The sequence below is a fragment of the Maribacter sp. ACAM166 genome (genome assembly GCF_005771495.1).
Classification (GTDB): Bacteria; Bacteroidota; Bacteroidia; order Flavobacteriales; family Flavobacteriaceae; genus Maribacter.
Map to the genome: position 1 here is coordinate 1 of NZ_VAUW01000054.1, position 21,785 is coordinate 21,785.

A 21,785-nucleotide genomic window follows, 5' to 3' on the forward strand; every position below is an offset into this window, starting at 1 on the left:
AAGATTATGCTTAGTGGGTGGCGGTAAGAAATCGTTTGTTTAGCCATCCAGGTTTTACTTAAAACATTAGCAAAGTTCAATTAAGGCTAATTCCTACTTATTTGAACTAGTATAATTAATCCCACCCTTAATTGAACTTTCCAAAAACCTCAATTAGTTTATTTATAAGGACCGTTTAAATATACTCTACTCATAGATTAGATATTTTGAAAACGATGGGGAATAAGCTTGAAGACTATCTTAATTTTAAGTAGGTATTTCATACATCAATTGTACGCATTTCGTATATCAAAATTGATATATAAGTATCTGATTTACAAAATCCCTAACTCCTAACTATCCCTTAAAGATTGCTTTTATTGTCCACTTGAAAGATTTCCGTATTTTAGAGTCAAAACAACTTATTACACATATATATGTGTTGGCAGTAATTTAAACAACGAACTAATTTTAAGCTGATTAACAAAACGGAAAAGCCGAAATCCGATTAACAAAGGCAATATTTAAAAAGGAATTTAATGAGATTATCTAAATTGATTTTGACACTTGCAATCGGACTATTTATATTAATCACACTTGAAAGTTGTAACGAAGAAAATAAAGAATCAAAACAGACTGAAACAGTATTATCAAAAATGAGCAAGGAGGAAATCGAAAACGAAGCTTGGGAAATGGAAGTGAAATATTGGGATTATGCCCAAAAAATGGATACCGTTGCTTATAAAAAACTTTGGCACAATGATTTTATTGGTCGCCCAGGTGGTGCCAACGAAGTTTATAATAAAAGTAAGGTTACAAATTGGATACCAGAATTACATAGTGACCAAAATTTGAAATTCAGTTACAAACTATACAGAAAAGCAACCAACGCAATAGGCGATGTGGTAATGGTGTTTTATGATGTTGATAATATCTGGACCGACAAAGAAAATAATATCATTAGCAAGGAAACTTATGAGATGACTCATACTTGGAAAAAGTATGATTATGGCTGGGTAATTTTAGGTGGTATGTCGGCTGATAAAAATGAAGATATACTCAACGATTAAAATATTGAAATAATAAAAACTACTGCCAACAAAGAAGTATAGAAAATAGCTATCAAAGTTTAAATAAAGGTGCTTCGACTTAATTAAACTTGTATTGTTTAATTCCACCCTTATTTAGACTTTCAATTGATACCAAAGACTTCATTTTAGCTAGAAGCCCCCAAATCTTACCATAACTTACCTGCGCACGGATCCTGTTTCGATTTTATAGTGTTCCGGCAGATAAGCGTAAAGTAAAATCGAAACAGGGCGCATGCTACTTTCGATTTGGAACACTATCCTTTTTTTTAAGCCATTGTTCGTACTCTTTATAATGTTCGGGATGTTGGTCGAAATAACCCCTTAGACTTGTAATAACTTCTTGTCCTCCTTTAGCGAAGGATTCTTTACGAATTTCTTCCGTTTCAGCAATCTTAAAACCTAGGTAACAAATAATAAACAAAGAGATTGCCCAAATGGAATAATGTACCCATAACCTGAATCTAGATATCACGCTAGCCTTTGCCAAACTTTCGTTCAATGACCGGACGGATTCCTGAAGGATTAATGTTTTTTCCTTTTCCCGTTGCAAATGCGTTTCCAGCAGTTTCTCGATTTCAGAAGTGTCGGGAAGTATCCTGATGTCCTCCACGTTTTTGGTGAGCCGTTGTAGTTTGTTAAGCGCTTTGTTAAACCCGTCCAGTTCGTCCGTGAGCAGTTCCATTACCTCGTCCAGTTTTTTGTATCCCATTGTTCTATATTTTAAAATCCTATCCCTGTATCAATTACCTTTTTAATGACTTGTTTGATTACTTTTTTTGCAAGTGCGCTTGCCATATTGGAACTCAGCTCCAAGGCCTTGCCCGAAATATTAACCGATGGTACCTTTTCCAATCGTTTCTGTATGTTCATATCCGTGGAGAGTCCGCTAAGCAATCTACCTCCGGACATGGAACGGTGCACCTCGCTGCCCTTGAAGCTCTGTCCCTTGTAATCGAAGCGGAAACCCTGTAGACGGTTCGCTTTGTTGATACTGGGAACAACAGCCACCTTCTGCGCCTTCATTGCCTTTATATAGGCATCCAAGGTCTTCAGCTTTTCGTTGGACAAAGTCCTTTCATGTATCCTACGTATTTCGTTGCGTATGACTACGGACTGTAACTGCTTTTCCATCTGTACCTCGTTTACGGTTGTAATTCCCATTTCCTTTGCCACCCGCTCCGCTGCCAGTTGGCTCCGCTTCCCGATAAAACTATCGTTGTACGCCTTGCCGTCAAAGCCTATACGGTTGACGTACAAATGCACATGGGTATGTGCCTTGTCCCGATGAACAAAGGCAATGACCTGTCGTTCCTTTAGCTGCATTTCCTTTAAGAAGCGCTCGGTCATCTCACGGAGCTTTTCTTTGTTTAATTTTTTGCCGTCCTCCACGGTAGGGCTGAGTATAAAGCTGAGGGTGTTATTATGGCAGCGTTTGTTCATTTCTTGGACCATCTTGAACTCCTCCGTAACCTCTTGGGCATTGTCCCCTGCCAGATGATGATTAATGACTATTTCGGCATCTTTCTCCTTGTCCCATCCATATGCTATTGAGACGCCCGTATGTGCAACAGCTTTTCCCTTGCCTATCATTTTCTGAAGTTTTTTAAATGTCCACGTATCTCGGCAGCCAATTGCTTGACTTCCTCTTCCAGTTTAGGATGATGCCTTTTGAACATATTCCCGATACGGGTAAAGTTGTTCTTGTAGTCCACCAATGTGTTGTAGCATTCCAATTGCTCCATGGAAAGACGTTCGATAACGTTTTGGCCAAAGGCGGTGCTCCGACAATATTCCGAAAGGGATATCCCTGCACGTTCCGCCCTTTTTACAAGCAACTTTTTTTCATAGATGGTACATCTAAATTTGATATAGGTCCTTTTCATTTTATTTCTTCTTTGCGACCATCGGGAGTAAAGCAAGTTTGTTTTTGTTGCCACAAAAACACATCTTGCGCTTCCTGCCCAAGTCCATTTTCAGTATTCATGACCAGCCAATCGTTCATGTCCTTATGTCCTTTATAGATCCCCGACATATCTTTGGCTCCCCTGTGTTCCATTAGTGTTTTGGTGACCGAACTTCCATTGGAATCGTTGTCCAGGTAGAGTTCAACGGTTGCATATCCCTCTGAAATCGAGGTAACTTTTTGGATAAAAATCGTGGAATTCATTACTAAAAAATCCGATTCTTGTTCCAAAACCCCTATATAGCCTACTATGGACAGTAAATCGAACATCCCTTCCGTTACAGTAAGTTTTTGGTGGCCGTTTTTAATATGGGTGACATCCTTGGGCGAGGTACAGTTTTTCAAATACTTGTTACGTAGCTCCCAACCTCCGGAACCGTTCTTCAGTCCGATGGCGAAATATGGTTTCCCTTTAAAAGTATAATGGACTTCCTTTACATATTCTTTTGCGATTTGAATGCTGATTGCCCTTGATTTTAGATAACCCAATAATGCAGGATGTTCAAGGGTCTTAATTTTTGTGATGAGCACCTTTTCGTTGATGTGGATTTCCTCCCTTAAAATCGGTTGCTGCTGAAAAGAAAAAAAAGGTTCCTCTTGTCCTATTATTTGTAAGGCTTCCTTGACCGTACTTTTTGTAATCAAACAAATTAGGTCTACAACATTTCCACCTTTTCCTGCTCCATGGTCGTACCATTTATTGAGGTTCTTGCACACCTTGAAAGAGGCTTGGGTTTCTGAGCGGAACGGACTCAGGAACCAAGCTTCTTTGGGGGTCGTCCTTGTCGGAAAGTACCCTAGTTTTGCCAGCGTCCTTTCGATGGGAAAAGCTCGGGCTCTTTCGCACGTTAGTCCTTTTGTTCTTTTTCTTTTCATCAGCTTCTTTTTATTGTATTCCGGTTACCTTCCTACCTAACCCAATGATTACGGGGTCTTTTATATAGGTCGGATTGGTTTTTGTGCTTACCTATGTTACCTTATTAGGTAGGATGGGTAATACTTAGGTAAGAAGGGGTTAAAGAACCTACCTAGTGATACTTCCTGTTGTGATTAGGTTTCTTGTCCTTTAGGTAACTAGGTAGGTACTATTCCTGTTTCTTAGAAAATTCCATTTGCCAAGGGCTGTCCACGAAGACGGGTTTTGCCAGATAACCGTATACCTGTCGCTTGGGATGTTTTACCCTTTGAAAGTTGAAGCCCGACAATGCCCGTCCCAGGTTAATCTGGTTCAGGCGAAGGTTCAGGCAACTCAGCTGGACCAATACGTCCGAAGCGGTGACAAAATCCTTCAGGTCATGCGACTTTTCGAAATACTTTGAGACCAGTTCCTCTTCCGTGGTCAACTTGGTGTATTTCTTATTCCGTTCCTCGTTATCCTGGATATCCTTTATGGATAGTTCAGGGTTGTAGTTTGGTTCGGTATAGGCCAGATGGTATGCCTGTGACCATACCTCGTTTATATCCACTTCCTTTGAATACTCGAAATCTATCTTTCCCTTCAGCTCAAAACACAGCCAACGAACGGAACCTGTTTCGTCATTAAGAAAGGAGGCCATATTGGTAGACCCGATAAAGGAACATATCCTAGGTAGCGTGGTATTCTTTTTGTCATACGGCAACCTTTCATTAATAAAGGTTTTGGAGAAAAATGATTTCAGCGCGTTTACATCCTTTTTGGAAAGCACGGCCAGTTCATCCAGATTGTAAAGGAAGTTTCTACATAATTGTATCCTCGCATCCTTATCGTTACTGATATCCTCAGCCATATATTCCGCTAGTTCCGGAGGGCAGAGAAATCGGCACCAAGTAGATTTGCCCGAGTTCTGACCCTGATGGGACAGCACAAAGGCCTGTTTGTTGAAGTAGTTCTTTTCCAAAGCACATTTAATAGTGCGCACCAACCATTTTTCAAAATGATAATCGAACGCCTCTCGTTCGTAGGTCGGTACATACGAGGCCAGTTTAAGGATATGGTCAGTCCCATCCCACTTAGGCAGGCTTTCAAAATATTCCTTGATGGGGTTACATTTGGGAATACATTCCGAACGGATAAGGGTTTCCAACTTCCCGTTGGGAATATCGATACCCGCTTTTGCCAGTTCTATGATGAGCGAGTTCAGGTTCAGGTACTCCCATTGCTTGGAGGCTTTGAAAGCTATCTGGAAGTCATGTGATATCTCGTTATACGAAATGTCGTACCTACCCTCCAGATATTCCATCGTGTAGTCGTATACGGTCTTTTTCTTGGCGTCCTTTACAAGATAAAGAATACGCTGTTCTGTCTTAGCCATATGGAGAAATTTATCTTTTGTTTTTCGCTAGCTGCTCGTTGAACTGATGCTCTAGAAATTCATCCGATAAATTAGGTTCTCCTATAAGCCAGGCGTCAATTTCTTCTTTGTTGAAAAATAATTGACGGATGTGCTTGTTCTTCCCTGCCGGTATAAGCTTTAACTGGGAGAGTTTGTAGATTTTACTTTTGGATAGCCCTGTATATTTAACAAGGTCATCGATATTAAATACTTTTTTAGTGTGGGAAAGCAGGCCTTTAATATCCTGCAACAAATCCACAACGTTTTCTTGCTCATTCATAATCTAGGTGTTTAAGAATTAATAATGAGTAAAAGGCCTTTTACTTTGATTGTACAGGACAAACATATGTCGGTAGAAGTAGTAAAAACAATAGGGAAATCACGATTGCTTATGAATTGCGCTATAATTTCCCTATAAAATTCATGTAAAGGAGAATTTATAAGATCCCAAGCGCTTTGGAGATGTCCTTTCGCACATCATCATAACTACCTAATTGGGTAGTGGAACACCATTTGGAGTAACTGGAAGGAAGTGTACTTGGATTGATTTCAGAGTTTTGGAACGTAAACCGTTCTGCGATAAGTATGTTCAATGACTCTTTGAGCCTCGTATCCATCCTAAAGATTCCGCCCTGAACAATCAGGTCCAAAAGTGAAAATAGGAATCGAACGTTTCCAGATTGTTTATTTTTTGCGGTTTCTCTGATTACTATTTTCTGAGCCGATGGCAGTCCGTTCACTAGTCTGTTAAAATTCACGATGTCGTCATCATCAAAACAGAAAAAACTGTTATCTATTTTAGAAGGAGATAGCTGCAAGAAAGAGAAGCCCTGAACATTACTTTTGAACAGTTCATTTGATTTAAACCAGGTAATCACTATCAATATAGCCAAAGCGAATAATAGGGTAACAAATAGATAACTTGCTATGATTTGAATTAAAGAATAAGTAGCACCAGAAATTATGTAATACAGCGTTAAAGGTACTATGCCGAAAAGAAGAATAATTAAAAAAGAAAGTCGGTTAGTAGATAGGGTACCATTCTTCAACCATAACAGCCTAAGCTCTCTTTGACTTTGGTAAAGCCAACCGCCCAATATTTCTGCCAATCGTTCCATCTTATCAAGATAGCGATAAATGAAATTAAAAGAAAAAAAATATGATTGATTGAATGTTGTCCCTATGTTGTCCCCGCTAAAAAAGAAAAGCCACTCAATCTCTTGAATGGCTTGCTCTCATTAAGCTCCCCCTCTTGGGCTCGAACCAAGGACCCTCTGATTAACAGTCAGATGCTCTAACCAACTGAGCTAAGGAGGAAAATAACCCGTTTTAGTTTCCTAAAGCGGGTGCAAATATAGTAGTTTTTTAAAACTCGCCAAATAAATAAATGCTGTTTTTTTATTTAATTAACCATTTGTAAACATCGTTGCCATTTGCGAACAGCAAAAGGGCGATTAAAATAAAGAAACCAGTGACTTGGGCGTACTCTAAAAACTTATCACTTGGCTTTCTACCAGTAACCATTTCATAAAGCAAGAACATAACGTGTCCCCCATCTAAAGCTGGTATAGGTAATATGTTCATAAAAGCCAAAATAATAGATATAAAGGCTGTTGTTGCCCAAAAGGCTTGCCAGTTCCAAGTATCAGGGAACATGCCACCAATAGCAGCAAAACCACCTACTTCTTTATACGCACCAGTATCGGGATTAAAAATCTTTTTCATTCCCTTAATGTAATCTGTCAAGGTCTTAACGCCTCTGTTCCATCCGGCAGGTATAGATTCTACAAAAGTATAGTTTAAGGTCTCCACTTTAAGATAGCCCTTCTCTTGATATTCTGCTAATGAACTTAAACCTGCAAAAACCCCAAATTTTCCTTCTTCTGTTACTTTTGCTTCTAAGGAAACCTTTTTACCATCTCTAATCACCAATATAGGCACCATTTTACCCTTATTAACCATTAAAACGGGCACTACCTGATCTTGATATTCTACGGGAGTTCCTGCTATTTCTATTACAGCATCTCCAACTTCCAACCCGGTATTCAAATTCGGAGAATCTTTAGGTATTTGCTTTATAACAAAAGGATTCCTGAAATTGAGGAACCGTGCACTTTCTTTATTATTAGAAATTGTCTCTATAAAATCTACGGGCACCTCTTTTTCAATGATGGCTCCATCCCTTTCAATAGCGAATTTTTCACCATAAACTAATTCATAAGGAATGGTTCTCAGTGCATCAATCTTATTTCCGTCAATCGATATGAATTTATCTCCAGTTTTAATCCCTAAAGCATCCCCTAGGATAGGCTCCGTAACCAAAATACCATCTTTTAGGCTATCATTTGCTATGTACTCCTCACCATAAGTAAAGACCAAGCCAATAAATATAACAACAGCCAATACGAAATTAACGGTAACGCCACCCAACATAATAATCAATCGTTGCCAAGCCGGTTTACTTCTGAATTCCCATTCTTTTGGTTCTTCGGCCATGGCTTCTTTATCCATACTCTCATCGATCATACCAGATATTTTTACATATCCACCTAAAGGCAACCAACCGATTCCATATTCAGTTCCCCCTATTTTCTTCTTAAAAAGGGCGAATTTCACATCGAAGAATAAATAGAACTTTTCTACTCTTGTTTTAAAATATTTTGCGGGTATGAAATGACCTAACTCATGTAATACTATTAGTAGGGAAAGGCTTAAAAAAAATTGTATAGTCTTTATTATTATGGGGCTCATTCTTTTTTCCTGAAAATTAAAATCGGACAAAAGTACATTTTTACAACCGCTTAAAAAAAGAAACCCTTGAAAGGTCAAGTTATTTTAAGAATAATTTGGCAGCTTATGTAGCTCGTTTGTTTGAAATCTAGTGTAGCCTACTGTACCTTTACCAAAAAATAAAATGCGTTCCTTCTTCGCTAAATTCAAGTATTTTGGTATGGTTCTCCTAGCAGTATCAGGAGTTGTCATATATCTATTTTACAACGCGCTTATCCCTAAAAAGATTCTTCCAGTTTATTCACCGGCTATGGTAAACGCAGAGCTAGTTCCAAAAGAAATTCAACATATAAGAAAATACCATACCATTTCAGATTTCTCTTTGACCAACCAAAATGGGGAAACCATAACCCAAGAAAACTACAAGAATAAAATTTATATAGCTGATTTCTTTTTCACTACCTGCCCAACAATTTGTCCAATTATGACCAAAAACATGGCAGATATACAGCAAGAAATAAAAGCGGATAATGAGGTCTTGCTTTTATCCCATTCCGTTACTCCAGAAATAGATTCTGTCGCACAGTTAAAAAAGTACGCTATTGAAAAAGGTGTGGACGATGCTAAATGGAATTTAGTGACCGGTGATAAAAAACAAATATATGAATTGGCGCGTAAATCATATCTGGCAGTTAAAACCGATGGAGATGGCGGACCGTTTGACATGATACATACCGAAAATTTCATTTTGGTGGATAAACAAAAACGAATTCGAGGCTTTTATGACGGAACAGAAAAAGAAGATATGGACCAACTTTTGACAGATCTTAAAATCTTAAAGGCATCCTATCAACAGTAGGATAAATTAATCGAAGTGAAAGACACAATAGCAGTCTCTTATTTTAAGATGTAAAAATCTCCTAATTGGAATATTTCCGTTACTTTTGCCTTAATTATAATGAATCTAAATAAAGATTGGAGACCACTGTAGCACATTTAAGGAGAGGGCAAAAGGGAATTATTAAAGAATTCACTGAAGATTTTTTGCCCATAAAATTACTTGAATTAGGCTGTTTGCCAGGAAATATGGTAGAACTAGTACAAGTAGCACCATTAAAAGATCCTATTTATATTAATGTTAATGGATCTCATATTGCCATTAGAAGAGAAATGGCACTTCATATAGCTCTTGAAATCATTGAAGACAATGCGATCGTATGAGCAAACAAATCAATGTCGCCCTAATAGGGAATCCTAATACTGGGAAAACATCGGTTTTCAACCAACTTACAGGATTAAACCAAAAAGTCGGCAACTACCCTGGCATAACGGTTGAAAAAAAAGAAGGTATATGTAAACTCCCAAGAGGGGTCAAAGCACATGTCTTAGATTTACCAGGCACGTATAGCCTAAATACTACTTCACTAGATGAAAGTGTGGCCGTAGAATTACTTCTTAATAAAAATGACAGAGACCACCCCGATGTAGCTGTTGTAGTTACAGACGTAGAGAACATTAAGCGTAACTTATTACTTTTCACTCAAATAAAGGATTTAAAAATACCTGCTATTTTAGTAATCAATATGGCTGATCGTATGTCTCGCAAAGGCATTACCATCGATATTGAATTGCTAGAGAAAAAGTTAAACTCTAAAATCGCTTTGGTAAGTACCCGAAAAGGTACTGGCATCGAGACTTTAAAGGAATTGATTGCAGATTACAAGAATCTTTCTAAGGCACAGAATGTAGATGCCTCAGTAATTGCACCTGAATACTTTGAGCGACTTAGAACCGCATTCCCAAAAGAAGATGTTTATAAACTATGGCTTGTTATCACGCAAGATGTCAACTTTATGCCCATAGAAAAGAAGTTGATGAAAGATGCATCTTCTTTTGCCACAAAATCAAAATCTGAACTTAAGCGTCTTCAGCAAAAAGAAACCATATTACGATACCAATTTATAAATGGTATTCTTAAGGAAACATATAAAGTAGATGTTAATGCCGCGAAAGGATTTAGGGCTACGTTAGACAAGGTCTTGACGCATAAAGTTTTTGGGTATCTAATTTTTCTTTTAATTCTCTTGACCATATTTCAAGCCATTTATGGGTGGAGTGAGTACCCTATGGATTTGATTGATGGCTTTTTTGCTTCAGCTACCGAATGGGTAAAAGACACGTTACCCCCAGGAGTTTTTACCAATCTTATAGCAGAAGGTATTTTGGCCGGTATTGGCGGTATTGTCATATTCATTCCGCAGATTGCCTTCTTATTCTTGTTCATTTCACTTTTGGAAGAAACCGGCTATATGAGTAGGGTCGTTTTTTTAATGGATCGTATTATGCGTCCGTTTGGTTTGAGTGGCAAAAGTGTAGTGCCCTTAATCTCAGGAACTGCTTGTGCCATACCTGCGGTAATGGCTACTAGAACTATCGAAAATTGGAAGGAAAGGCTTATCACCATACTGGTTGTGCCCTTTACAACATGCTCTGCAAGACTACCCGTTTATTTAATTATCATTGCCTTAGTCATTCCAGAAGGCAGTTTATTAGGATTAAGCTACAAAGCACTAACATTAATGCTATTGTACCTAATAGGTTTTGGTGCAGCAATTTTATCCGCTCTTATTTTAAATAAGATAATGAATATTAAGAGCAAGTCATTCTTTGTAGTGGAAATGCCAAATTATAAATTGCCGCTCCTCAAGAATGTTGGTTATACCGTTCTTGAAAAAACTAAAAGTTTTGTTTTTGGTGCAGGTAAAATTATCCTTGCCATATCAATTATTCTATGGTTTTTAGGCTCTAATGGATTTTCAGATGAATTTAAAAATGCGGAAACCATAGTTACGAACAAGGTCAAAGAAAAGGGTTTCAGTACCCATAGCGAAGTCTATCTAGAAAAGAAACAGAATGGCCTTGAGACTGGCTTAGAAAAAGGTGAAGAAACTACGGCGAAGCAACTTAAAGAATTAGAAGAGCGTGCCTTAAGCCAAGAAATTGCAAGCTATAAATTAGAACATTCCTATATGGGCTATATGGGAAAAGCTATTGAACCAATTGTTAGGCCACTGGGTTACGATTGGAAAATAGGTATTGCCGTGTTAACCTCCTTTGCAGCAAGGGAAGTATTTGTCGGCACCCTAGCTACTATTTATAGTGTTGGGAATGATGAAGAGGAAACCATTAAATATCGAATGGCTGCAGAAGTAAACCCAAGAACCAATAAACCGCTTTTCAATTTGGCTTCTGGAATATCCCTACTCCTCTTTTATGCCTTTGCTATGCAATGCGTGAGCACATTGGCAGTGGTAAAAAGAGAAACTAATTCATGGAAATGGCCTCTAGGGCAACTCGTTTTTATGAGTCTTTTTGCTTATATTGTAGCTCTAATCGCTTATCAATTATTAAAATAAAATGGACACTTTACAGCACATTTTGGTTTACATCACATTAGCAATTTCAGTAGGCTATATTGTCAATAAATTTTTGCTTCCAAAGTCATTGTGGAGCACTAAAAAAAGTGATTCTAAAGCTTGTGGTCAAAACGATTGTGGTTGTCATTAAGCTTCAAAAAAACAAGTTGTTCAACAAACAATCGCCAACTACATACCTTTACTTATTTTAGTTAAATAAGCCCTAAAAAACTCACAACGGTTTCTAAAACTGTAACGTTTCTCTCTTTGGTTCGTTTAGATTGCGAAGGCATATCGAAACCCATGAGCATAAAAAAAATTTACTTACTCCTTTTACTCTCCTTAATAGCCAATACTTCACCTCTAATAGCGCAAAGTCTCAGCGCCGTTGTTCTTGATAGTTTAAGCAAAGAACCTATACCTTATGCAACCATACTTTTAAACAATAAAGGGGTTATTACCAATGAAGACGGAAACTTCAGTTTTATATTAGATGAGGAAATTAAAGAATCAGATTCACTATTCATCTCCTGTATTGGTTATAAATCTGTCGCCAAGCAACTATTAGAATTCAAAACTAATGAGATTCTCCTTCGTCCAAAAGCGATTGAGCTTAAAGAAGTCATCGTTTCAAATAAAAATTATACCGCAGATGAAATCATAGATTTAGTGGAAGAAAATTTAGAAAAAAATTATACGAACGCATATTCTAAAAAAAGACTATTCTATAGAAATTCTTCCTTTAACCGAATGACCAAAACCAATTTTACTATTAAAGAATCGACTATAGACGCCTTTAATCAGCAGTTTTTGGACAGCGTTATAAACACAGTACCGAAATCAAATAGTTATTACACCGAGATACTTGGAGACCTCTATGGAAATTTTGAGGAGGATAAACAAAAATTAAATCTTATAAAAGCTTCTGAACTTTATGACAAAAGCATGGAGATAGATTTGGAAAAACTAGAAGAAAAATTTAATGACATTATCAAAAAAAATGTACGAACCGACTCTTATTTCAAAGTAAAATCAGGCCTCTTCGGTACCAAATTAGATGCTAATGAAATCTTTGAATCTGATATTGATTCTACTGATATCGCTGCTCTTAATAAAGAAATTGAGAAGAAAAAAAAGAATCAAGAACTGCGAAAAATAAACTTCGCAAATTACAGAAAAAAGTCTCTTAGTGCGCTATTTAAGCAGCTACCTATACATGAGGATACCGACTATAACTTTATTACAAAGTCGAGAAAATACGAATACACATTGAAGGAATTTACCTATTTAGGAAATGATGCCGTTTATGTCATCGATTTTATTTCTAAAGGCTCTGCCGATTATAAAGGTACTTTATACATCAACTCAGATGATTTTGCTTTGATACGTGCAGATTATGAAAACATCAAATCGGTCAAATCCTTTAATCTCCTAGGTATATCGACCAACACCTACCTATCAAAAGGAAAGGCGATTTTTTTTAAGGAAACTTTTGGCCAATATGGCCTTCGCTATTTCGAATCAGAAACTGGTACTAGAATAGGTGTTAAAAGGCCTTTAAAGATTATTGAAAAGAACAAGGTTGTAAAGGGTAAAAACAGGCAGAATGAATTATCAGGAAAAATGGACTTTGTATTTACCGATGTGCAAAAAAATGAAATAGTAGTCTTTGACACAGAAAGCATCAGCGAGAATCAATTTGAATCTTATAAAGAGGGGAATTCTATTTTACCTACGTATATGCCTAAATATGACCCAGAATTTTGGAAGGGCTATACGATTATGGAACCTAACACGGCAATAAAGGAATTTACATCTACAGAGCTAGAGTAACCTAAATCAGGTTTTTGATGAAATGGTAGAATAAAAAGCCCCATCCAAGAACTAAAAACAACCCTCCAATTGGTGTAATGGGACCAAGGAGTCTTAATTTTTTCCCTTTGGATGCACTAATACAAAGTCCGTAAATACTAAAAGAAAAAAGTAGGGTTCCGATTATAAAGCAATACATCATATTCTTCTCTACCGCAGTATCAAGGTTGAGGTTAAAACTCAACATTAATAGTAAAAGTGCATGATACATTTGGTATTTAACCCCTGTTTCAAAACTACTCAATTGTTCAGCAGTGAACGTTTTTTTTAGTAAATGGGCACCAAACGCACCAAACACTATAGCTGAAAGTCCGAAAAACGCCCCTACCAATTGTGCTATTAAAACCATACATTTTTTATAAAGTTACTTTCAATTTTAGCGGTATGCTATCCTCGATTTAGTGGTAAAATATGAAATCTAAAATGAAACTCAAAAAAACCTATATTAATGCCTACAAAATAACATTATGAAATATCGAGGCATCCTTTTTGTATCTATTATTATTGCTACTTTACTATCCTGTAGTTCTGCACAAAAAACGATTATCGATAAACCTACCATTAGGGAAGAACTTGATGAAAAAAACAGATCTAATTTTACTTTATTGGAACGTATATCACAAATGCCAGGGATAATAAAAAGAAATGGTATTCCTGTTCTTTCAAAAACCTCAAATTCTTTTAGCAGTACAGGTACACAAGAACCACTTTACATTTTGGATAACTATGAAATAGGGAATTCATTTTCATCACTAAACGAAGCGGTTAAAAGTTTTAATATAAAAAAGATGAAAATATTATCAAGCTCAGATGCAGCTATGTATGGAACAAGGGCTTCAAATGGGGTGATTGTTGTTACAACTTACAAATAAGGCACTAAATTCAAGGTCTTTTTAAATCCCCAATTAACAGTTCTTTTACTCAAGAATAATAGTCATGTCTAAATTTGAGTTTAGGGTAAATACACATTCTTTAAATTTTGGCGGACCGAACATTTTCATTTTGCCTTTTGAAAAAGCAATTTGTTCTTTAGGGATACCTAGCATATTGGTGTCTATATTTTTATTTCCGTTTGCATCGTGAAAAATTGCAATTGCGTAGTCCCCTTTAGGTAAATCATTGATTTTAATAATTGTGTTTCCTGTAACTGCTTTTTCCGAACCAGATTTATACACCCTATTGAATTTCAAAAAAGAACTCTCATCAGTATAAACAGCGAAACATATATTTCCTTTTTCAGAGGTAACACCGTCAACGTTCAAGCTAAGATTATGCTGTGAAAAAACCATATTTGAAATCGCACCAAAAACCAATAGTAGTACCCGATTTTTATTTCTCATGCTTGAAATATTCCATTTCAAAGGTAAATTCAATTTTGATGCCATAACCTTCCTTTTTTTAAGATTATTATAATCGTTTAAACCGAAAAATCAGTTTAGGTTAATTGAAGAATTCATTTTAGTTGTTAAACCGTTCATAAGTTTCAAGGTTTCGACTGAATCCTTGAAATTAAGATATAGGTATAGAGAATCTTTATAGACTAATTTCACTTTCTGTTGATTAATATTATCTACAAAAACATGAACTTTCTTATCGGTTAGCGAATCTTTGAATTCCCTAAAAATTCCTTTTTCTTTTTCTAGAGCAGAAAAGCCATTTATCCGCTCCATTGGTGGAACTCTATCCACCAACAAAACACTATCTAACTCGCTATAGGCGATTTTTACATTATAGAATCCCGACCTCAACTTAATAGTATTGCTATCACCGCCAATCCAATTTTTTAAGTGCAATGTTAATATTGCTACACACAAAATCACAGTCACTATAAGAATTACATTCCAAAACCAATTATTCTTAATGAATTGCATATGCACTTATGAAAATCAAGTTAGCCACTTTAATTGTTTAAACGGTAAAAATAACATTAAATTACCGAGGTAATAAAAAATGCTTGTAGTTGAACTATTCAGGTAAAAACTTCTAGACCCTATCCCAAACCAACGTCTAAGGTCATCATAATAATAAACCCACCAATGAACCCCATAGTCGCAATGTCGGTATATTTATCTTGCTGCGTTTCTGGTATTACCTCTTCCACCACCACAAAAATCATGGCACCCGCTGCAAATGAAAGTGCATAAGGCAAAATAGGCTGAAAGGTCATTACTGCCCACGCACCTAATACAGCAGCGATTGGCTCTACAATTGCAGAAGCTTGGCCATACATAAAACTTCTGGTTCGGCTAAGTCCTTGCCGTCTCAACGGCATAGCTACAGCAAAACCTTCTGGGAAATTTTGCAATCCGATACCAAGAGCTAAAGCGACGGCACCACCTATGGTAGCACCATCAAACCCAGCAGCAACACCCCCAAAAAGAACCCCTACAGCTAAACCTTCAGGAATATTGTGGAGGGTAATTGCTAGCGTCAACAGCGTTGTTTTATGCCATGGCGTCTTAACACCTTCTGCTTCACTTTCTTTAAAGTTAATATGTAAGTGTGGCAATATTTTATCTAATCCGAAAATAAATGCAGCACCTAACAAAAACCCTACTGCAGCAGGAATTACCTTAACAAACCCTTCACCCGGACTCATCTCTATGCCAGGTGCCAATAGACTCCAAAAACTGGCAGCCACCATGACCCCACCGGTAAAGCCCAACATGCCATCTAATAAAGCACGGTTCATTCCTTTAAAAAGAAAGACCAAAGCAGCACCGGCAGCCGTAAGGGCCCATGTGAATAACGTAGCATAAAACGCAGCTAAAACTGGGTCAATAGATTCTAAATAGTTGATTATTTGTTGCATAAAATAAAAATAGTATTCATTGAATATTTATTCAGCGTCCCTAATTTCCAAATATAAATTCGACGCAATCTGTTCAGAAATTCTAATGGTTCCTACTCTGGTCGAAATGGACACCGAACCATCAAAATCTTCTCTATCCAAAATTTTAAATGTATCACCTAAGGCAATTTTATTCTTATCTAAAAACTTTAAAAAAGCGGCTGATGAATCATTTACCCCAATACAAACCCCTTCACTCAAAATCGGTAATTCACTTATCAATTTTTTTACGGACTTTTTAAATGTGCCTTCTTTAGTAGGTATAGGATCCCCATGTGGGTCTACTTTTGGAAATCCTAAATGTGCATCTAACCTATCAATTAGCGTATCACTTTTTATATGCTCTAACTGCTCGGCTACTACATGTACCTCATCCCAAGAAAAATTTAGTTTATTCACCATAAATACTTCCCACAAGCGATGCTTTCTAATAATTGAAAGTGCGACCATTCTCCCTTCTTCAGAAAGTGAGACTCCCTGATACTTTTTATAATTGACCAATGACTTCTTAGATAATTTTTTAATCATATCGGTAACTGAAGATGGCTTCGTCTTCATTTGTTCTGCAATAGCATTGGTAGCCACCGATTTACTGTCTATTTGACTTAAATGATAAATCGCTTTGATGTAATCTTCTTCTGATAATGTCATTTCAATACTATATAAACGCAAAAATACATTTTTATATACAAAAACTATTATTTAGTTTTATCTAAATTAATTTTTAGATAATTAATATTTTATCTTTTTCTTGCTTTATTTTTGCTTTATTTTTGCTTTTGGAATCACTAATGGGCAAGAAAGAGCTGTATCCGGTACAGTTTCTTTTAATGGCTCACCAGCGCCATTCGTAAATGTTTATTTAAAGAATACCGAAATTGGTACTTCTTCAAATGAAGACGGATTGTATGAGTTAAAGAATATTTTGCCAGGAAAGTATACCCTAATAGCTTCTACCATTGGTTACATACCATTTAGAACAGTCAAGAACTAGTTATAGATATTGATTTGCAGCCTTCTGTAGAATCTTTGGATGAGATGGTGGTCACTGGCACCTTAATACGCGTTAGCAGACTTGAAAGCCCGGTACCCGTTGAAGTATACAAACCCGCATTCTTTAAGAAAAATCCAACCGCTAGCATCTTTGAAGCGCTTCAAAATGTGAATGAGGTACGTCCACAAATAAATTGTAATGTTTGTAATACAGGAGATATTCATATTAACGGTTTAGAAGGACCTTATACCCTAGTTTTAATAGATGGTATGCCCATTGTTAGTGGGCTAGGCACAGTTTACGGACTATCAGGAATTGCTAATTCACTTATAGAACAGATTGAAATTGTAAAAGGACCTGCCTCTACACTCTATGGGAGCCAAGCTGTAGGAGGCCTGATTAACATTATTACCAAGAATAATCTAACAGCACCAGAATTCTCTGGAGATAGTTTTATAACAGGATGGGGCGAATACAATCTTGATCTAGGAACAAAAATGAGCCTCGGCCAAAAAACTAGTTTACTTTTAGGGGTTAATTATTTTAAATATGATAATCCCATTGATAATAACGGAGATAATTTTACGGATCTTACCTTACAAGACCGTATTTCTATCTTCCAAAAATGGAATTTCAAAAGGAATAATTCACGCATTTTCTCCCTTGCAGGACGCTATTTTTATGAAGATCACTGAGGTGAAGAATTACAATGGACACCCGAATTTAGAAGTGGATATGAAATTTATGGAGAAAGTATTTATACCCGAAGGTGGGAGATTTTAAGAAAACACCAACTTCCATTTAAAGATCAACTTATGCTTTACTTTTTCTATAATGACCATAGTCAAAACTCTGTATAGGGCAATGTTACCTATCTAGCCGACCAACCCATTGGGTTCACACAACTAACGTGGGACAAACATTGGGTAATCATAGCTTACTGGTCAGAACTGCATTACGCTATAATTACTATGATGACAATACCCTGCAACTTCAGATTTAAACGGAAACAATCCCGATGAAGTAATCATACCTAGCATTTTTCTACAAGATGAAATAGCCTTTAATAAAAGGAATTCCTTGCTTTTGGGAGCACGATATGATTATGACAAACGGCATGGGACAATTTTCACTCCACGAGGGGCCTATCGTTTTAAGTTTACCGATAACGATATTTTACGATTGAACGCCGGCACAGGTTTTAGGGTTGTAAATTTATTCACTGAAGAACATGCTGCGCTCACCGGATTACTAGACGTAGTCATATCAGAAGAATTGAAACCAGAACGCTCCTTTAACATCAACCTTAAATACCTAAATAAAATATATGGAGACAATGGTACTTTTGTTGGGTTAGATGCATCACTATTCTACACCAAATTTCAAAATGTCATCATACCTGATTATGACACCAATCCCCATCAAATCATTTATGATAATTTAAATGGAAAATCCATTTCTAAAGGGATTAGTGCTAACATAGACCTTGCCTTTTCAAACGGACTTAAAGTGATGTTTGGTGGAACACTTCAAGATGTAAGCAACACCGAAAATGGAATAACTAAAAAGCAAATTCTCACCGAAAGTTATTCAGCCAATTGGAGTCTTAGCTCTACTATTCTATCTTGGCATTTAATGTTGGATTATATAGGAAACCTATATGGCCCCATCCGTCTACCTACATTGGGAGAAAATGACCGAAGAAAAGATTTTTCACCTACTTTGAGTATTCAAAACATTCAATTCACCTATGACGGTATTAAAAACTTTGAATTTTATACTGGTATAAAAAACCTATTAAACTGGACGCCAAATAATGGAAATCCCTTTATTATTGCTTGTGCCAATGACCCCTTTGATAAAGAAATTACATTTGACACCAATGGCAATGCGGTTGCCACACCAAACAATCCAAACGGTTTAACTTTTGACCCTTCCTGTGTATATAGCCCAAATCAAGGTATTAGGTCCTTTCTAGGTTTACGATACACACTAAATTAAGTCTAAAGATTAATCGCATTTTGTATTTTTGAAGTTATTAAGCAGTTTATTAGTACTGCATCTTTATAACTTCATGAACAATTACGATTATATCATTATAGGTGCCGGAGCATCTGGTTTATTACTAGCTGATGCCATGGGTGGTGATTCTTTTTTTGCACAAAAAAAGATACTACTACTTGAGAAGGATTCTAAGAAAACCAATGACCGTACTTGGTGCTATTGGGAAAAAGGAAAAGGCCATTTTGATGCTATACTACATAAAAAATGGGACACGATTCACTTTGAAGGAAAAGTAATTTCCAAAAGAACACAAATCGCTCCCTACTCCTACAAAATGATAAAGGGAATCGATTTTTACAATCACTTTTTAAAAAGAATCGAGAGTTATTCAAACATTACCTTCAAACAAGAAGAGGTCGTAAATTTGCAAGAAACAAGTACCGAAGTTACCGTTCAGACCCAAAATAATTGCTACAACGGCCACTATGTTTTCAATAGTCTTTTTAATTTTAAAATGGCAACACAGCAAAAGCAATTTCCTATTTTGCAACAACATTTTATTGGCTGGGTCATAAAAACCGAAAAGCCAGTTTTTAATGCTTCTGAAGTTACCTATATGGATTTTTCCATACCTCAAAAAGGTAATACACGTTTTATGTATGTTTTACCGAACTCGAATAACACTGCGCTTATTGAGTACACCCTGTTTTCAGAACAATTATTGGATAAAGAAGAATATGAAGAGCAAATAAAACAATATATACGGGATAGGTATCAGTGTGAGGCTTATGAAATCATAGAAACAGAAGCTGGCAGTATACCAATGACATGTTATGATTTTAGAGAAAACCACACGAAGAGAATACGATATATAGGAACGGCAGGTGGATGGGCAAAACCAAGCACAGGCTATACCCTAATGAGTACGGCAAATAAAATCCCCAAACTGGTTGAATATATTAAAAAAGGTGAGCCTTTAAAAAAATTAAACCTGAAGAATAAGTTCTGGTATTATGATGTTTTGTTTCTTGACGTATTACATGCTGATAATGCAAATGGCTATGCTATATTTGAATCTCTTTTCAAATCATTGAGTCCGCAAAAGGTGTTCAAATTCTTAGATGAGAAAACAACTCTTCGAGAAGACCTAGCATTTATTAATTCTTGCCCCAAATTTCCCTTTCTAAAAGCCTTTTTTAAACGATTATTTTAAACCGTTCTATTCATTAAATTTTCACCAAATTTTCGCAAAATGTTTTTCTTGTTCTGCTCAATTTCTATTTCCTCAAGTACTTCAAAAGCTTTCGCCGTATAGTCTGCAATAGCAGTTTGCGTAGCTACATCGGCCTTTGTCTTTTTGAAAATTGAACGCACCGCATTTACCTTGGTTTCGGTCTCCTTCGGTTGTATTGAATATAAGTGCTCTAATTCTTTCGTCATCATTTCAGACTCAGAATTGATTGCCTTGAGATAGAGGTAGGTTTTTTTATTCTCTATAATATCTCCTCCAACTTGTTTGCCGAAAGTTTCAGGATCCCCAAAAACATCCAAATAGTCATCTTGCAGCTGAAAAGCTATACCAAGATTTAATCCGAAAGCATACATGTGTTCTTGAGAAGTTTCTGATGCACCGGCAACAATAGCGCCCATTTTTAAGGCTGCAGCAACTAAAACTGCTGTTTTATATTCTATCATTTTTAAATACTCTGACAACATCACATCATCGCGCGTCTCAAAATCAACATCGTACTGTTGCCCTTCGCAAACCTCTAATGCCGTTTTACTAAAAAGCTTGGCCAACTCCCTAAAAATTGGTGGTTCATAATTTTCAAAAAGTTGGTATGCCATTATCAACATCGCGTCACCCGATAAGATGCCGGTATTAATATCCCATTTTTCATGAACGGTTATCTCCCCTCTACGAACAGGAGCATCATCCATAATATCATCATGCACTAAAGAAAAATTATGAAATACCTCTATAGCCAATGCTGCATCTAAAGCTTTGGTATAATCGGTATTAAAAATTTCAGTAGTGAGCAAAACCAAAACAGGCCTAAGTCGCTTACCACCCAAACCCAAAATATACGTTATCGGTTCATATAGGTTCTTTGGTTCTTTAGTAAGCTTTTTTGAGTTCAAGTAATTGACAAACTCATCTCGATATTCATGTATAGAATGCATTCTCGCAATTTTTATCAAAAATAGAATAAACCTTTCAATAAATCTGATTTGCAAATCGCTCCTTTAATTACCCGAATACTTACAAAAACCTAAGCAAAAGCTTCGTCTCTCCAAAAATACGGTGTATTTTCCTACACGATAATACAAAGACATAAATTATCGAATAGAAATATATTAATTGAGTTAGTCATTTAAGCTCTGTATCTTGTTGTCAATAGAAACAACGTTTATGGAAGTATTTGAAGGACAGAATATATTGAGTTTTGTAAAAGAATTGCCAAATGATGATGCCTGTAAGGCATATTTAGCGAAAATAAAATGGCACGATGGTTTTAAATGTATGAAATGTGGTCACACAAAAGGATGTGAGAAATCTGGGTACAAGTATC

22 protein-coding genes, 1 tRNA gene and 1 pseudogene are annotated in these 21,785 nt (G+C 36.4%); 9 read left to right on the plus strand and 15 right to left on the minus strand.

The window, feature by feature from the left end:
* Positions 1 to 518 precede the first annotated feature (518 nt).
* Complete coding sequence (locus tag ES765_RS19825) at positions 519 to 1,049, plus strand: nuclear transport factor 2 family protein (RefSeq protein ID WP_138116078.1); 531 nt, start codon at positions 519 to 521, stop codon at positions 1,047 to 1,049.
* A 256-nt stretch (positions 1,050 to 1,305) separates the two neighbouring features.
* On the opposite strand, the gene ES765_RS19830 is transcribed toward ES765_RS19825, so the two are convergent.
* From ES765_RS19830 to rseP, 9 genes are all read right to left on the minus strand, one after another.
* Positions 1,306 to 1,779, minus strand: a complete 474-nt coding sequence (locus tag ES765_RS19830; protein WP_138116079.1) for a DUF6730 family protein — start codon at positions 1,777 to 1,779, stop codon at positions 1,306 to 1,308.
* 11 nt (positions 1,780 to 1,790) lie between these two features.
* The gene (locus tag ES765_RS19835) at positions 1,791 to 2,660 is read right to left on the minus strand and encodes a relaxase/mobilization nuclease domain-containing protein (protein ID WP_138116080.1); all 870 of its coding nucleotides are present in this window, start codon (positions 2,658 to 2,660) and stop codon (positions 1,791 to 1,793) included.
* A complete protein-coding gene (gene mbpA, locus ES765_RS19840; RefSeq protein WP_138116081.1) occupies positions 2,657 to 2,953 on the minus strand; it encodes a mobilization protein MbpA in 297 nt (98 codons plus the stop codon). The genes ES765_RS19835 and mbpA overlap by 4 nt, the downstream gene beginning before the upstream one ends.
* Positions 2,950 to 3,909 carry a toprim domain-containing protein gene (locus ES765_RS19845; RefSeq protein WP_138116082.1) on the minus strand — a complete coding sequence of 320 codons (960 nt, stop codon included), beginning with the start codon at positions 3,907 to 3,909 and terminating at the stop codon, positions 2,950 to 2,952. The genes mbpA and ES765_RS19845 overlap by 4 nt, the downstream gene beginning before the upstream one ends.
* A 209-nt stretch (positions 3,910 to 4,118) precedes the next feature.
* Positions 4,119 to 5,324: a VapE domain-containing protein gene (locus tag ES765_RS19850; protein WP_138116083.1), complete on the minus strand. Its 1,206-nt coding sequence runs from the start codon at positions 5,322 to 5,324 to the stop codon at positions 4,119 to 4,121.
* 10 nt (positions 5,325 to 5,334) lie between these two features.
* Positions 5,335 to 5,625 (minus strand): helix-turn-helix transcriptional regulator, encoded by a 291-nt coding sequence (locus tag ES765_RS19855; protein ID WP_138116084.1) that lies wholly within the window; start codon positions 5,623 to 5,625, stop codon positions 5,335 to 5,337.
* Between the two features lie 157 nt (positions 5,626 to 5,782).
* Complete coding sequence (locus ES765_RS19860) at positions 5,783 to 6,463, minus strand: hypothetical protein (protein WP_138116085.1); 681 nt, start codon at positions 6,461 to 6,463, stop codon at positions 5,783 to 5,785.
* Between the two features lie 125 nt (positions 6,464 to 6,588).
* Positions 6,589 to 6,662 (minus strand) — tRNA-Asn (locus ES765_RS19865).
* A gap of 81 nt (positions 6,663 to 6,743) precedes the next feature.
* Positions 6,744 to 8,096 (minus strand): RIP metalloprotease RseP, encoded by a 1,353-nt coding sequence (gene rseP / locus ES765_RS19870; protein ID WP_138116086.1) that lies wholly within the window; start codon positions 8,094 to 8,096, stop codon positions 6,744 to 6,746.
* Between the two features lie 163 nt (positions 8,097 to 8,259).
* Here rseP and ES765_RS19875 point away from each other — a divergent pair, with 163 nt between their 5' ends.
* The 4 genes from ES765_RS19875 to ES765_RS19890 all read left to right on the plus strand — a co-directional run bounded on the left by ES765_RS19875 (position 8,260) and on the right by ES765_RS19890 (position 13,324).
* Complete coding sequence (locus ES765_RS19875) at positions 8,260 to 8,934, plus strand: SCO family protein (protein WP_138116087.1); 675 nt, start codon at positions 8,260 to 8,262, stop codon at positions 8,932 to 8,934.
* Between the two features lie 116 nt (positions 8,935 to 9,050).
* Positions 9,051 to 9,296, plus strand: a complete 246-nt coding sequence (locus tag ES765_RS19880) for a ferrous iron transport protein A (RefSeq protein ID WP_138116088.1) — start codon at positions 9,051 to 9,053, stop codon at positions 9,294 to 9,296.
* Complete coding sequence (gene feoB, locus ES765_RS19885; RefSeq protein ID WP_138116089.1) at positions 9,293 to 11,491, plus strand: ferrous iron transport protein B; 2,199 nt, start codon at positions 9,293 to 9,295, stop codon at positions 11,489 to 11,491. Before ES765_RS19880 ends, feoB begins: the two co-directional genes overlap by 4 nt.
* Positions 11,492 to 11,794: 303 nt before the next feature.
* On the plus strand, positions 11,795 to 13,324 hold the full coding sequence (locus ES765_RS19890; RefSeq protein WP_249356614.1) for a carboxypeptidase-like regulatory domain-containing protein: 1,530 nt from the start codon (positions 11,795 to 11,797) through the stop codon (positions 13,322 to 13,324).
* A gap of 1 nt (position 13,325) precedes the next feature.
* Here ES765_RS19890 and ES765_RS19895 read toward each other — a convergent pair whose 3' ends face one another.
* Positions 13,326 to 13,712: a DUF423 domain-containing protein gene (locus tag ES765_RS19895; RefSeq protein ID WP_138116090.1), complete on the minus strand. Its 387-nt coding sequence runs from the start codon at positions 13,710 to 13,712 to the stop codon at positions 13,326 to 13,328.
* A 118-nt stretch (positions 13,713 to 13,830) separates the two neighbouring features.
* Between ES765_RS19895 and ES765_RS19900 the strand changes: the two genes are divergently transcribed.
* A complete protein-coding gene (locus tag ES765_RS19900) occupies positions 13,831 to 14,235 on the plus strand; it encodes a TonB-dependent receptor plug domain-containing protein (protein WP_138116091.1) in 405 nt (134 codons plus the stop codon).
* A 45-nt stretch (positions 14,236 to 14,280) separates the two neighbouring features.
* Here ES765_RS19900 and ES765_RS19905 read toward each other — a convergent pair whose 3' ends face one another.
* The 4 genes from ES765_RS19905 to ES765_RS19920 all read right to left on the minus strand — a co-directional run bounded on the left by ES765_RS19905 (position 14,281) and on the right by ES765_RS19920 (position 16,865).
* On the minus strand, positions 14,281 to 14,748 hold the full coding sequence (locus tag ES765_RS19905) for a DUF2141 domain-containing protein (RefSeq protein ID WP_249356616.1): 468 nt from the start codon (positions 14,746 to 14,748) through the stop codon (positions 14,281 to 14,283).
* A gap of 45 nt (positions 14,749 to 14,793) precedes the next feature.
* Positions 14,794 to 15,234 (minus strand): hypothetical protein, encoded by a 441-nt coding sequence (locus tag ES765_RS19910; protein ID WP_138116092.1) that lies wholly within the window; start codon positions 15,232 to 15,234, stop codon positions 14,794 to 14,796.
* A 119-nt stretch (positions 15,235 to 15,353) separates the two neighbouring features.
* Positions 15,354 to 16,175, minus strand: a complete 822-nt coding sequence (locus tag ES765_RS19915) for a ZIP family metal transporter (protein ID WP_138116093.1) — start codon at positions 16,173 to 16,175, stop codon at positions 15,354 to 15,356.
* Positions 16,176 to 16,202: 27 nt separating this feature from the next.
* Complete coding sequence (locus ES765_RS19920; RefSeq protein WP_138116094.1) at positions 16,203 to 16,865, minus strand: metal-dependent transcriptional regulator; 663 nt, start codon at positions 16,863 to 16,865, stop codon at positions 16,203 to 16,205.
* A gap of 100 nt (positions 16,866 to 16,965) precedes the next feature.
* Here ES765_RS19920 and ES765_RS23030 point away from each other — a divergent pair.
* Together ES765_RS23030 and ES765_RS19930 are read left to right on the plus strand one after the other, a co-directional pair.
* Positions 16,966 to 19,209 (plus strand): annotated as a pseudogene (locus tag ES765_RS23030) (TonB-dependent receptor).
* Positions 19,210 to 19,282: 73 nt separating this feature from the next.
* Positions 19,283 to 20,425: a lycopene cyclase family protein gene (locus ES765_RS19930; RefSeq protein WP_138116095.1), complete on the plus strand. Its 1,143-nt coding sequence runs from the start codon at positions 19,283 to 19,285 to the stop codon at positions 20,423 to 20,425.
* On the opposite strand, the gene ES765_RS19935 is transcribed toward ES765_RS19930, so the two are convergent.
* On the minus strand, positions 20,422 to 21,396 hold the full coding sequence (locus tag ES765_RS19935; protein ID WP_138116096.1) for a polyprenyl synthetase family protein: 975 nt from the start codon (positions 21,394 to 21,396) through the stop codon (positions 20,422 to 20,424). The two genes, ES765_RS19930 and ES765_RS19935, sit on opposite strands and share 4 nt — an antisense overlap.
* Before the next feature lie 229 nt (positions 21,397 to 21,625).
* Here ES765_RS19935 and ES765_RS19940 point away from each other — a divergent pair.
* The coding region (locus ES765_RS19940) for a transposase (RefSeq protein WP_138115525.1) at positions 21,626 to 21,785 on the plus strand (160 nt) is incomplete at its 3' end.